A 12,314-nucleotide genomic window follows, 5' to 3' on the forward strand; every position below is an offset into this window, starting at 1 on the left:
TTTCCCTATGATATTTCCAAAGGCCCGCGTCATTCGTGGGCCTTTTATTTAATGAATGCAGCCGATCGCGCTTGCATTGGCATCAGTATCTGGCTGTAACCTTGCGCAAAACGAATGCCGGAGGATTGAATGGCAAGCTTGGGAAAGCTGGAGGCACCGCAGCACGCATCTTATGATGTCGTAATCGTGGGCGGCGCAATGATGGGATCATCTGCAGCGTGGTTTTTGGCCAGCAACCCCGATTTTGACGGTAGGGTTTTGGTGGTCGAACGTGATCCGAGCTATCGGGATGCCGCGACATCGCACACCAACTCTTGCATCCGGCAGCAGTTTTCGACGGCGCTGAATGTGCAAATCTCGCAGTTCGGGGCGGCGTTTGTTCAAGACTTGCCGCGCCTTATGGGGGCAGACGCGCCCCAGCTGAAAATCCAGAATTTCGGCTATATGTATCTGGCCGATACAGCCGGTTTTGCAGATATTTTGCGCGCGAGCCAAAAAGTGCAGCTGGCGGAAGGTGCAGGCACCCAGCTGCTGACGCCCGACGAGATTAAGGCCGCATATCCGTTTTATGCGGTAGATGACCTTGTTTTAGGCAGCATAAACACCCGTGACGAAGGATATTTCGACGGAATCACTCTGTTTGATATGTTCCGGCGTCAGGCTCGGAAACTTGGGGCCGAATATATTGCGAATGAAGTTGTCGCAATCAATCGCAACGCCGCGGGCACGCGCGTGGAAAGTGTGACACTCGCCTCGGGGCAGGTTGTTCAGTGCGGGCAAGTGGTGAATGCGTCGGGCACGCGCGGTGCGAAAACGGCGGCGATGGCGGGCATACTGATTCCGGTCGAACCGCGCAAACGCCACACTTGGGTCTTTAGCGCCGAGCGTCCGTTGGACCGCCCCCTACCCCTGACCATTGACCCTTCGGGCGTGCATTTCCGGCAGGATGGCGCGGCAAGCTATATGGCTGGCGGGCATAGCGATCATGACCCGGCTGTCGGTTTTGACGATTTCGCGGCTGATTATAGCCTGTGGGAAAGCCACATCTGGCCGGTGATTGCCGCGCGTATTCCGCAGTTTGAATCCATCAAGGTCATGCGCGAATGGGTCGGGCATTATGACCTGAATACACTTGACCAGAACGCCATTGTGGGCCCGCATGATGGATTAACGAACTTTCTGTTCCTGAACGGATTTTCCGGCCATGGCCTACAGCAATCGCCTGCGATGGGGCGCGGGCTGTCCGAATGGGTGATTTATGGGGAATATCGCAGCCTTGATCTGTCGCCGCTCGGGTTTGACCGGATTGCGAAAGGGGCGGCCTTTGTGGAAAAGGCGATTATCTGAAGTGATTGAGAAATAAGCAAATTCACGATTTCAGCAAAGCAAGGCGCACTTTTTTTACCATTAGGTCATAAAAATACGATCATGGGTCTGGCGCGAGACCAAAAATGCGTTAGCGTAGTGCCAATTGCTTTGGAGGGCATTGCGTGACTGAACAGCTGCATCCGCTGGTTTTTGATGGACATAATGACGTTTTGCTAAAGCTGTACCGTGCAGGCGGGGTTTCGGCGGCGGCCAGTTTTCTGACAGGTTGCCCCGGTGCGGTTGATGTGCCCTCGGCCAAGGCTGGCGGTTTTGGCGGCGGGTTTTTCGCGGTCTATGTGCCGTCACCCACGGATCTGTCGCTAAAGTTTGAAGAGATGACAAAGCCGGAGTATCAGCTGGTTTTGCCTGATGCGATTGACTGGGCCGATGCGGCCCCCGTGGTTATGGCCCAAGCCGCGATTCTGTTTGAAATGGAGCGGATTGGTGCGCTGAAAATCTGCCGCACGGTAGCCGATATTCGCGCGGCTTTGGCCAGCGGTGTCATGGCCGCAATATTTCATATTGAGGGCGCCGAAGGTATTGACCCCGATCTGCACACGCTTGACGTGCTGTATCACGCCGGCCTGCGGTCTATTGGTCCGGTGTGGAGCAGGCCGACGATTTTTGGTGAAGGCGTGCCGTTTCGGTACCCTTCCAGCCCTGATATCGGCGGCGGCCTGACCGAGGCTGGTGTGCGTTTGGTCAAGCGCTGTAACGACTTGAAGATCATGCTAGATCTGTCGCATCTGAATGAGGCCGGTTTCTGGGATGTGGCGCGGATATCAGACGCGCCTTTGGTGGCCACCCATTCCAACGCCCATGTGATTTGCCCGCATTCGCGCAACCTGACCGACATGCAGTTGGCAGCCATTCGCGAAAGTGACGGGATGGTGGGTTTGAACTTTGCTGTGGCTTTCTTGCGCGATGATGGCAAGATGCTGGCAGATGTGCCGCTAACGCAGATGTTGCGGCATCTGGACCATTTGATCGAACATGTCGGCGAAGATCGCGTCGGCCTTGGGTCGGATTACGACGGCGCCGTTGTGCCCGAGGATGTAACGAGTTGTGCAGGCCTGCCTGCATTGCGTGCAGCGATGATCCAACACGGATATGGCAAGGCATTGGTTGCCAAGCTTTGCCATGAGAACTGGCTTCGGGTGCTGGAGAAAACCTGGGGGGCGTAACCCCTACCCTGCCCCGAAGAAATGCTAATCAACAGAGAGGTTTACGTTATGAATATTTGGAAACATACACTTGCGGGTGCCACGATGGCTGTGGCGCTTAGCTTTACATCCGTGGCTACTTTTGCCGAAACACCGGCGAATATGTTGGTTGTTGCCAACCGGATTGATGACATCACCACGATGGACCCTGCGCAAAGCTTTGAATTTGCAGGGTCAGACGTGAATCAGAACATTTACAGCAAACTGGTAAACTTTGACCCGTTGGATTACAGCAAAGGCTATGTGCCTGACCTGGCCGAAAGCTGGGCCGTGTCTGAGGACGGAAAATCCATCACCTTTACCATGCGCGAAGGTGTTATGTTCCAGTCGGGCAACCCTGTGACGGCAGAAGATGCCGCTTGGTCGCTGCAACGCGCTGTTTTGCTGAACAAGACACCTGCATTTATTTTGACGCAATTCGGGTTCACGCCTGAAAACGTGGCCGAGATGATCAAGGCTGATGGCAATACGCTGACCATCACCACCGACAAACGCTATGCGACATCTTTCGTGTTGAACTGCCTGACTGCAACGATCGGCTCGGTGGTTGATAAGAAGCTGGCGATGGAGCACGAAGTCGATGGCGATATGGGCAATGCCTGGCTTGCGACCAACTCGGCCGGTTCTGGCCCCTATTCGCTGGTTAGCTGGAAGCCGAACGAATCTGTGACCATGCAGGCCTTTGACGGCTATTACGGCGGCAAGCCAGCGATGGAGCGCGTGATCGTGCGCCATGTACAAGAAAGCGCCAGCCAGCGTTTGCTGCTTGAGGCCGGCGATATTGACGTGGCCCGCAACCTGAACCCCGAAGATGTGGCCGGTGTGCGGTCTGCGGCAGGTGTGACCATTCAAGAAGAGCTGAAAGGCCGCTTGATGTATCTGGGCCTGAACCAGACGCACCCCGTACTGTCAAAGCCAAAAGTGCGCGAAGCGTTCAAGTATCTGGTCGATTATGAAGGCATGCAAAACAGCTTTTTGAATGGTCAGTATACGACCCATCAGAACTTCTTGCCTGCAACCTATCTGGGTGCCTCAAATGAAAATCCGTATAGCCTGAACATTGAAAAGGCTAAGGAATTGCTGAAAGAGGCAGGGGTTGAAAACCTTGAAATCGAGGTTGGCGTGCGTGAAGCGCAGGAACGCATCGAGATTGCGCAATCCTTCCAAAACACTGCCGCGCAGGCGGGCATCAAGGTGAATATCACAGTCGGAACCGGCAAGCAGATCCTTGACCGTTATCGCGCGCGTGAACTGGATATGTCTTTGGAAGCTTGGGGCCCGGATTACCCCGATCCACAAACCAACGCAGGCACATTCGCCTATAACCCTGACAACAGCCTGGAAGCCAAAGCAACCGGTCTGCTGGCATGGCGTCTGGCTTGGGACACAGATGGTCTGACACCTTTGACCGAAGCTGCCGTGACCGAAGGCGACACAGAAAAGCGGATTGCACTGTATCAGGAAATTCAGGCAAAATTCCGTGAAACCTCGCCCTTTGTCATCATGTTCCAGCAAATTGAACAGGATGGCGTGCGCGACAATGTAAAGAACTTCACCACCGGTGAAGCGATCAGTTCGGCTGACTACAAAAAAGTCACCAAATAATGGCGCAGGCCAGTGAAAACGGGGGGGCGCGCAGCCGTGCGCCTCTTCCCCTTTGGGTGACCGGCACGTTGAAAACTGTCGGCTCTATTGCGGTTACGATGCTGGGCTTGGTGTTTATCACCTTTGTCATCGGACGGGTGATGCCGATTGACCCGGTGTTGGCGATTGTAGGCGAGCGTGCCTCGCAATCGACCTATAATGCCGTTTACACGCAACTGGGTCTGGATAAGCCGGTCGTTGTGCAATTTGGCTATTACCTGTGGGATGTGATGCACGGCGATTTCGGCATGTCCTTGCTGAACGCGCGGCCTGTTTCTGAGGATATTGCGCGGGTGTTTCCGGCCACGTTAGAACTGGCGACCTTGGGTGTGTTTTTCGGGATATTCCTTGGCGTGCCTTTGGGCGTGGTTGCGGCCGTGCGCAAAGGGTCGTGGATTGACCAAGTGGCACGGGTCGTCGCACTTGTTGGATATTCAATGCCTATTTTCTGGCTGGGCCTGATGGGTTTGCTGGTATTTTACGGTATGCTCGGCTGGGTTGGCGGGCCGGGACGTGTGGGTATTTTCTATGAAGATATCGTGCCATCCGTCACGGGGATGATCTTGGTTGATAGTATCCTTGACCGTAACTGGACGGTGCTGAAAGACGCCTTCAGCCATATCGTGCTGCCGGCATCATTACTGGGTTATTATTCATTGGCCTATATCAGCCGGATGACGCGCAGTTTCATGCTGGAGCAAATGAGCGCAGAATATATTACCACCGCCCGCGTCAAAGGCATGTCGGAATGGGATGTGGTGTGGAAGCATGCTTTCCGCAACATCCGCGTGCAATTGATCACCGTGATTGCGTTGTCCTATGCGGGGCTGCTGGAAGGTTCGGTTCTGACCGAGATTATCTTTAGCTGGCCGGGGATTGGCAGCTATATCACCACGGCGCTGCTGTCGGCGGATATGAATGCAGTTCTGGGCGGTACGGTTGTGGTGGGCCTTGTGTTCATCTTGTTGAACATATTTTCCGACCTGCTGTACAAGGTCTTTGACCCCCGTGCGAAATAGAAGGGCTAAATAATGGCCGAGCAATCTTTGCGGCAATGGCTGCTGACCGATACCCCCACCTCGCGCAGACATGCCAAGCTTTCAGCGCTGTATCATGGCTGGTTGTCTTTTCGCGGCAATACGATGGCGATGATAGGGTTGTGCATTTTGCTGGCGCTGGTGGCGGTTGCGCTGTTTGCGCCGCTTTTGGCCCCGCATGACCCGTTTGTGCAGGATTTAGGCAACCGATTGGCACCTTTGGGCACCGATAGCCATGTGTTGGGTACCGATAGTTTGGGGCGTGATATTCTGTCACGACTGATCTATGGCAGCCGGATCACCCTTTATATCGTGGCACTGGTTGCGCTGATTGCGCCTGTGGCGGGGCTGCTGGTTGGCACTGTTTCGGGCTATGCGGGCGGCTGGGTTGATGTGGTCTTGATGCGCATCACCGATATTTTTCTGGCCTTTCCACGGCTGGTTCTGGCGCTGGCCTTTGTGGCGGCGATGGGCGCTGGCATTGAAAACGCGGTGCTGGCGATTTCGCTGACCGCTTGGCCCCCTTATGCACGGATTGCGCGGGCCGAAACGCTGACCATTCGGGCGGCTGACTATATTTCGGCAATCCAGCTGCAAGGGGCCGGTGCGATGCGGATTATCACGCGCCACATCTGGCCTTTGTGCATATCCAGCCTGATTGTGCGGGTAACGCTGGATATGGCTGGCATCATTCTGGCAGCGGCCGGACTCGGCTTTCTTGGCCTTGGTGCGCAGCCCCCGAGCCCCGAATGGGGGGCGATGATTTCCGAAGGGCGCAGGTTTATTCTGGACCATTGGTGGGTTGCGACCATGCCCGGCCTTGCAATCTTTACCGTGTCTTTGGCGTTCAACCTGCTGGGGGATGGCCTGCGCGACGTGCTGGACCCGAAAGGCGGTGAATAATGGAAACCTTGCTGGATGTAGAGGACCTTTGGGTCAAGTTTCCGTCTCGCCAGGGGGTGTTTGATGCCGTGCGCGGCGTGTCATTCACGCTGGGGCGCGAACGGCTGGGAATTGTGGGCGAATCTGGTTCGGGCAAGTCGATGACCGGTCGCGCCATTTTGCGCCTAATCCGTTCGCCCGGGATTGTTGAGGCCACGCAGATCAGCCTTGGCGGTGACGATCTGATGAAAAAGACGGAAAAAGAAATGCGTGCTGTGCGGGGCAAGCGCATTTCAATGGTGATGCAAGACCCCAAGTTTTCGCTGAACCCCGTGATGACCATTGGCGCCCAAATCATCGAGGCGTATCGCCAGCATAACAAGGTTAGCCACGCTGATGCCTATGCGAAAGCCTTGGAAATGCTAGAGGCGGTTTCGATCCGCGACGCCGAGCGCGTGATGCGCGCCTATCCGCATGAGATGTCGGGCGGCATGGGGCAGCGGATCATGATCGCGATGATGCTGATTCCAAACCCCGAGATTCTGATCGCGGATGAGCCGACATCGGCGCTGGATGTTTCCGTTCAACGGCAAGTGTTGGACATCATGGATAAACTTGTCAAAGACCGTGGCATGGGGCTGATATTCATCAGCCATGATCTGAACTTAGTCGCCGATTTTTGCGACCGTGTATTGATTATGTATGCAGGCCGGATAGTCGAGATCTGCAAAGCGGATAAATTGAACGAGGCCAAGCACCCCTATACGCGCGGCCTGTTGAATTCATTGCCGCGATTGGATGCACCACGCGATCATTTGGAAGTGTTGAAACGTGACCCTGCGTGGTCAGAGGCGCCAAGCGTGAGTGGCCGAGTATGAGCATGTTAGAGATTGAAAAACTGAACGTCTGGTTTGGTCATGGGCGTGACCGTGTGGATGCAGTTAAAGACGCCAGTTTCACGGTGGCCCGGGGCGAGAGCTTCGGCCTTGTCGGCGAAAGCGGGTCGGGCAAATCGACGATTTTGCGCGCGATTTCGGGTCTGGCGCCATTGTGGTCGGGGCGGATGGTTGTCGATGGTTTGGCACTGGGCAAGGTGCGGCCAAAGACGTTTTATAAGACGGTGCAGATGGTGTTCCAGGACCCTTATGCCTCGCTTCATCCGCGCCACTCGGTTGATCAGGTTTTGGGAGAAACCCTGCAACTGCACGGGTTTAAGGATATCGACGCGCGGGTGGTCAAGCTGCTGGATGATGTCGGCCTTGGGCAAAAGTTCCGCTTTCGTTATCCGCATCAGCTGTCAGGCGGGCAACGCCAGCGCGTGGCGATTGCGCGGGCCTTGGCACCGCAGCCCGCGCTGCTTCTGCTGGATGAACCTACCAGCGCCTTGGACGTATCCGTGCAGGCCGAGATTTTGAACCTGTTGGTCGATCTGCGCCGCGAACATGCGCTGACCTATGTGATGGTATCGCATGATTTGTCGGTTGTGGGCCACATGTGCGAACGGCTGGCAGTGATGAAGGGGGGCGAGATTGTCGAGGTGATGGGTGTGGACACCTTGCGCCGGATGGAGGCCAAGCACCCCTATTCACAAAGCCTGCTTGCCGCGTCTGTTTAGCGGCCCCGCAAAGCATCCGTCAGCAAGGCCAAAACCACATCACCCGGCACATCGCTGGCGACAAGACTTTCGCCAATGCCGCGCGCAAGGATAAAGCGCAGCTGGCCATCGACCACCTTTTTATCCTGTGCCATCAGCGCAAGCAGCCCTTCGGCAGAAGGCAGGTCGCCTTTAATATCGGCAATATCGACCTTCATCCCCATAGCCCGCAAATGCGCGCGCACACGGCTGGGGGCCTCTTGGCTGCACAGGCCAAGGCGCATGCTCAGCTCAAATGCCAGCGCGCAGCCAACTGCCACGCCTTCGCCATGCAGCAAGCGATCGCCAAAACCGGTGGCATGTTCCAACGCGTGGCAGAATGTATGGCCAAGGTTTAAAAGCGCGCGGTCGCCTTCTTCGGTTTCATCGCGCGCGACAATCTCGGCCTTCATTTCAACCGAGCGTTTTACGGCATATTGACGCGCGGCCACATCGCCTGCAGCCAAAGCGGGGCCATTTTTTTCCAACCACGTAAAAAACGCCTCATCACCCAGCAGGCCGTATTTTGCCACCTCACCATAGCCCGACAGAAAATCGCGCGGGGTTAGGGTGCCCAGCAGGCCAATATCGGCCAGTACCAAAGTCGGCTGGTGAAAGGCCCCGATCAGGTTTTTGCCTTGGGGTGCGTTTATGCCGGTTTTACCGCCGACCGAGCTGTCAACCTGCGCCAGCAACGAGGTCGGGATTTGCACAAACCCCACGCCACGGCGCAAAACAGCCGCAGCAAAGCCGACCAGATCACCGATCACCCCGCCGCCAAAGGCGATGACCAAATCCTTGCGTTCGACCTTTTGATCCAGCAGCCATTCCACACAGCGCGTAAACTGCGGCCAGGCCTTGGTACCTTCGCCCGGGGGCAAGGCCAGAGCCGTGCTGTCGATGCCATGCGCCGAAAGGGCTGCCTGCAGACGCGCAAGGTGCAACGCACCCACCGTTTCATCGGTGACAATCGCGGCGCGGCGCCTGCGCAAGAACGGCGCGATTTCGGCCCCTGCCCGATCAATCAGGCCATCCGCGATGCGCACGTCATAGCTGCGCGATCCCAGCTCTACCCTCACGATATCGGTCTGCATCTTTTACCCTTCTAAAACATCAGGCCGCGTCAGCAGCGCCTCGCGCACCCTATTCGCCATTTCGTCGATAGACAGCTCTGGCGCAGCATCTACTTTCAGATCTGCCAACGCGTAAACCGGCACACGCAAATCATAAATCTCTTTCAATGTGGCGCGTGGGTTGGATGTACGCAGCAATGGCCGCGTGGTTTTGTGCCGCACGCGTTGCCACAACAGATCAAGATCAGCACAAAGCCAGACCGAAACCCCCTGGGCAGCCATCATCTGCCGGTTTAAGGGTGACATGAACGCCCCCCCACCGGTTGACAGCACACAAGGCGGGCCTTCGAGCAAACGCCCGATCACCTGAGATTCCTTTTGCCGGAAAAACGGTTCACCATCACGTTCAAATATCTCGGCGATACTGCGGTTGGCGGCGGCAACGATGGCATCGTCTGAATCGATAAAAGGCACCGAAAGAATCCGTGCAAGTTGCGTGCCGACGGCGGTTTTTCCCGCCCCCATCATGCCAACCAAAACGACGGACTTCTTAAGCCTCATCCCAAACGTAACCTTTTTACGAAAACCATCTCTTCCCAATAGCGGCCATCGTTGTTGCGTGTCCAGTCCCGCATTGCCTGCTTTGGCGGGAAAATCGGCGCAGCACCGCCATTCTGCCCGCAAAATTTTGCGCAAGGGCGTGAACTCGGCTATGAATGCGTGTATAGCGAAATGGGAAAGACCGGAACGCCGTTGATTGCAGGGGATGAAACCCCACATCAATGGAAGATTTCGGCATCTGGGGCGCGGGCAAAAAGGCGATGGCATGAAACTGATATTCAAAGGTGTGGTATTCTTGGTGGTACTGGGGCTGATTGGCCTGACGGGTTTTGCCTATTTGGGTGATTTGTCGCCGCAACAACAAATTGTAACCAAACCGGTGGTTCTGGATGGGCAGTAACGCCAAACTAACCTTTGGCCGACCGATTTGGCGTCTATGTGCATTGGTCACGGGAATTGGGCTGACGCCTTGTACAGTGGGGGCCGAGGCACCGATGTCGGCAATCGACTGGCTTTCAAGCTCGGTCTCAACCCCGGCGCAACCGCTACCGCCTTCCGAGCCGGACGTAACTGGCGCGGGCGGCGCCATCCCTGAAAACGTGATCGTCTCGGTTCTGGGTGGGCCATCGCCAGATTCTGCGGGTATTTTGCCGCCCCGCGTGACCGGCTTGCCAAATGATCTTTGGGGTTTGGGTGAAACCGAGAAAATTGCCGCGTTGATTTCGCAAAAGCGCGATGATTCTCTGCCATCTTTGCAGCAGGTTTTGATGACACTCATGCTTGCGCAGGCGGCAGCGCCGGCCGATGCGGGAGGGCGCGGGATTTTGCTGCGCGCGCGCATTGACAAGTTGTTAGAGATGGGCGCCTTGAACGAAGCGGATGCTTTGGTGAAAGCCTCGGGTAAAATGCCGCCCGACATCTTTCGCCGCTATTTCGACATTGCCATGCTGACCGGCCAAGAGGATCAAGCCTGCACCTATCTGCGCGAGACGCCAGATCTTGCCCCGACCTATCCTGCGCGGATCTTTTGTCTTGCCCGCGCGGGCGATTGGGCCGGCGGTGCGCTGACACTGCGGATGGCGCAGGCTTTGGGTTATGTGGATGCGGCGGATGATGCGCTGTTGTCGCGGTTCCTGGACCCAGACCTTTTTGAAGGCGAGCCGCCACTGGAACCGCCATCGCCCGTAACGCCGCTAGCATGGCGGATGCTGGAAGCGATTGGTGAAGGCCTACCGACTGCACCGCTGCCGCTGGCCTTTTCACATGCAGAACTGCGCGAGACAGCTGGTTGGAAAGCACAGCTAGAGGCGGCGGAACGGCTGGGCCGCGCCTCGGTTTTAGCCCCGAATGCCTTGCTCGGCATTTATACGCAGCGCCTGCCTGCGGCGTCGGGCGGGGTGTGGGACCGGGTTGAGGCGTTTCAGCGCTTTGATACCGCTTTGCAGGCTGCCGACCCGGGTGCCGTTGCTGAAAGCCTGCCCAATGCATGGAAAATGATGGAACAGGCAGGGCTTGAAGTGACCTTTGCCGAACTGTTTTCGGAACGGCTCATGCGTTTGCCGTTGACCGATGCCGCAGCAGCTTTGGCGTTCAAAGTAGAGCTGCTGTCATCGCGCTATGAACAAGCTGCCAACCGCCGGACTGCCGCCGACACGGCCGAGGCCTTTCTGATCGGGTTGGCCAAGGGCAACTTGCAAGGGGTAACGCCGCCCAATAGTCTTGCCCGCGCGATTGCACCTGCGTTTGTGCGCCCTGCCCCGCCGACAGATCTGATGGCGCTCTTGGCTGAAAAGCGCTTGGGTGAGGCGATTTTACAAGCGGTTGATCTGATACAACGCGGGGTGAACGGCGATTTGCGTGGCGTGACCGATGGATTGGCGCTGTTTCGCCAAGTGGGGTTGGAAGACCTTGCGCGGCGCACCTCGCTTGAACTGATGCTATTGGAGCGGCGCGGATGAATGCCGAACATGGGCGCTGGGTATCTGTCTTCCTTGAGGCGATGGCCGCAGAATTGGATGCAGCCCGCAATACAAGGCTGGCTTATGGCCGAGATTTGCTTGATTTTTCCGAGTGGCTGGAAGCGCGTTCGGACGGCCTTCGGACCGTTGAGCGCGAGGGCATAGAGGCTTATCTGATTTATTGTGATGCACAGGGATTATCCAAATCCACGCGCGCGCGCAGGCTTTCTGCTATTCGGCAGATGATGCGCTTTGCCTTTGAAGAAGGCTGGCGCGAGGATAACCCGGGCTTGCGCATCAAAGGGCCGGGCAAGGCCGCGACCTTGCCAAAAACGCTGGATCTGGCTGCGGTAAATGCCCTGATTGCAGCCGCCCCGCAAATCGGTCGCACCACCGAAGAGGCCACCCGCAACCGGTGTTTGATTGAAATGATCTATGCCACTGGCATGCGGGTATCAGAGTTGGTCGAACTTCCCGTCGCCGCAGCGCGTGGCGGTCCAGCCATGATCTTGGTGCGCGGCAAAGGCGGCAAAGAACGGATGGTGCCACTGTCAGCCCCCGCCAAGGCTGTTTTGGCCGAATGGTTGCACGTGCGGGATGCTGCCGACAAGGCTGCACATGCCAAAGGCGCCAAGGCCTCAAAGTTCTTGTTTCCCGGCCGTGGTGCCGCAGGGCATTTGACCCGACAACAGTTTTTTGTGCTGCTAAAAGCGATTGCGCTAAAGGCCGGGCTGGACCCCACGTCTGTCACACCGCACACACTGCGCCATGCCTTTGCGACGCATCTTTTGGCAGGTGGGGCCGATTTACGGGTGATCCAAACTTTATTGGGCCATGCCGATCTTTCATCGACTGAAATCTATACCCATGTGCTGGATGAACATCTAAAAGCACTGGTGCTGAACCACCACCCTTTGGCGCGCAAAGGCTGAACC

General features: G+C 56.6%; 12 protein-coding genes. 10 read left to right on the forward strand and 2 right to left on the reverse strand.

The window, feature by feature from the left end; genetic code table 11:
- Positions 1–129 precede the first annotated feature (129 nt).
- The 7 genes from AKU79_RS04640 to AKU79_RS04670 all read left to right on the forward strand — a co-directional run bounded on the left by AKU79_RS04640 (position 130) and on the right by AKU79_RS04670 (position 7,769).
- The gene (locus tag AKU79_RS04640) at positions 130–1,347 is read left to right on the forward strand and encodes an NAD(P)/FAD-dependent oxidoreductase (protein WP_050522401.1); all 1,218 of its coding nucleotides are present in this window, start codon (positions 130–132) and stop codon (positions 1,345–1,347) included.
- A gap of 143 nt (positions 1,348–1,490) precedes the next feature.
- On the forward strand, positions 1,491–2,552 hold the full coding sequence (locus tag AKU79_RS04645; protein ID WP_082223925.1) for a dipeptidase: 1,062 nt from the start codon (positions 1,491–1,493) through the stop codon (positions 2,550–2,552).
- Between the two features lie 48 nt (positions 2,553–2,600).
- Positions 2,601–4,196, forward strand: coding sequence for an ABC transporter substrate-binding protein (locus tag AKU79_RS04650; RefSeq protein ID WP_050522402.1), 1,596 nt, complete (start codon positions 2,601–2,603; stop codon positions 4,194–4,196).
- Positions 4,196–5,254, forward strand: coding sequence for an ABC transporter permease (locus AKU79_RS04655; RefSeq protein WP_050522403.1), 1,059 nt, complete (start codon positions 4,196–4,198; stop codon positions 5,252–5,254). Before AKU79_RS04650 ends, AKU79_RS04655 begins: the two co-directional genes overlap by 1 nt.
- Before the next feature lie 12 nt (positions 5,255–5,266).
- The gene (locus tag AKU79_RS04660) at positions 5,267–6,175 is read left to right on the forward strand and encodes an ABC transporter permease (RefSeq protein ID WP_050522404.1); all 909 of its coding nucleotides are present in this window, start codon (positions 5,267–5,269) and stop codon (positions 6,173–6,175) included.
- Entirely contained in the window at positions 6,175–7,032 is an 858-nt protein-coding gene (locus AKU79_RS04665) for an ABC transporter ATP-binding protein (protein ID WP_050522405.1), read from the forward strand. Before AKU79_RS04660 ends, AKU79_RS04665 begins: the two co-directional genes overlap by 1 nt.
- Positions 7,029–7,769: an ABC transporter ATP-binding protein gene (locus AKU79_RS04670; RefSeq protein ID WP_050522406.1), complete on the forward strand. Its 741-nt coding sequence runs from the start codon at positions 7,029–7,031 to the stop codon at positions 7,767–7,769. The genes AKU79_RS04665 and AKU79_RS04670 overlap by 4 nt, the downstream gene beginning before the upstream one ends.
- Here the strand turns inward: AKU79_RS04670 and aroB are convergent.
- Positions 7,766–8,881 carry a 3-dehydroquinate synthase gene (gene aroB, locus AKU79_RS04675; RefSeq protein ID WP_050522407.1) on the reverse strand — a complete coding sequence of 372 codons (1,116 nt, stop codon included), beginning with the start codon at positions 8,879–8,881 and terminating at the stop codon, positions 7,766–7,768. The two genes, AKU79_RS04670 and aroB, sit on opposite strands and share 4 nt — an antisense overlap.
- Before the next feature lie 3 nt (positions 8,882–8,884).
- The gene (locus tag AKU79_RS04680) at positions 8,885–9,421 is read right to left on the reverse strand and encodes a shikimate kinase (protein ID WP_050522743.1); all 537 of its coding nucleotides are present in this window, start codon (positions 9,419–9,421) and stop codon (positions 8,885–8,887) included.
- A 265-nt stretch (positions 9,422–9,686) separates the two neighbouring features.
- Here AKU79_RS04680 and AKU79_RS19845 point away from each other — a divergent pair, with 265 nt between their 5' ends.
- The 3 genes from AKU79_RS19845 to AKU79_RS04695 are packed head-to-tail and all read left to right on the forward strand — an operon-like array spanning position 9,687 to position 12,311.
- Positions 9,687–9,821: a hypothetical protein gene (locus AKU79_RS19845; RefSeq protein WP_269430754.1), complete on the forward strand. Its 135-nt coding sequence runs from the start codon at positions 9,687–9,689 to the stop codon at positions 9,819–9,821.
- A complete protein-coding gene (locus tag AKU79_RS04690; protein WP_050522409.1) occupies positions 9,811–11,379 on the forward strand; it encodes a hypothetical protein in 1,569 nt (522 codons plus the stop codon). Before AKU79_RS19845 ends, AKU79_RS04690 begins: the two co-directional genes overlap by 11 nt.
- Positions 11,376–12,311, forward strand: coding sequence for a tyrosine recombinase (locus AKU79_RS04695; RefSeq protein ID WP_050522410.1), 936 nt, complete (start codon positions 11,376–11,378; stop codon positions 12,309–12,311). Before AKU79_RS04690 ends, AKU79_RS04695 begins: the two co-directional genes overlap by 4 nt.
- The last annotated feature ends 3 nt before the right edge of the window (positions 12,312–12,314 follow it).

This window comes from Pseudorhodobacter wandonensis, assembly GCF_001202035.1.
In the GTDB taxonomy this organism is placed as follows: Bacteria; Pseudomonadota; Alphaproteobacteria; order Rhodobacterales; family Rhodobacteraceae; genus Pseudorhodobacter; species Pseudorhodobacter wandonensis.

What these genes read in the sequence shown, in the direction of transcription:
- AKU79_RS04640 (WP_050522401.1), top strand. Translation starts at nt 130, where the DNA reads ATGGCAAGCTTGGGAAAGCTGGAGGCACCGCAGCACGCATCTTATGAT.
- AKU79_RS04650 (WP_050522402.1), top strand. Translation starts at nt 2,601, where the DNA reads ATGAATATTTGGAAACATACACTTGCGGGTGCCACGATGGCTGTGGCG.
- AKU79_RS04655 (WP_050522403.1), top strand. Translation starts at nt 4,196, where the DNA reads ATGGCGCAGGCCAGTGAAAACGGGGGGGCGCGCAGCCGTGCGCCTCTT.
- AKU79_RS04660 (WP_050522404.1), top strand. Translation starts at nt 5,267, where the DNA reads ATGGCCGAGCAATCTTTGCGGCAATGGCTGCTGACCGATACCCCCACC.
- AKU79_RS04665 (WP_050522405.1), top strand. Translation starts at nt 6,175, where the DNA reads ATGGAAACCTTGCTGGATGTAGAGGACCTTTGGGTCAAGTTTCCGTCT.
- AKU79_RS04670 (WP_050522406.1), top strand. Translation starts at nt 7,029, where the DNA reads ATGAGCATGTTAGAGATTGAAAAACTGAACGTCTGGTTTGGTCATGGG.
- aroB (WP_050522407.1), bottom strand. Translation starts at nt 8,881, where the DNA reads ATGCAGACCGATATCGTGAGGGTAGAGCTGGGATCGCGCAGCTATGAC.
- AKU79_RS04680 (WP_050522743.1), bottom strand. Translation starts at nt 9,421, where the DNA reads ATGAGGCTTAAGAAGTCCGTCGTTTTGGTTGGCATGATGGGGGCGGGA.
- AKU79_RS19845 (WP_269430754.1), top strand. Translation starts at nt 9,687, where the DNA reads ATGAAACTGATATTCAAAGGTGTGGTATTCTTGGTGGTACTGGGGCTG.
- AKU79_RS04690 (WP_050522409.1), top strand. Translation starts at nt 9,811, where the DNA reads ATGGGCAGTAACGCCAAACTAACCTTTGGCCGACCGATTTGGCGTCTA.
- AKU79_RS04695 (WP_050522410.1), top strand. Translation starts at nt 11,376, where the DNA reads ATGAATGCCGAACATGGGCGCTGGGTATCTGTCTTCCTTGAGGCGATG.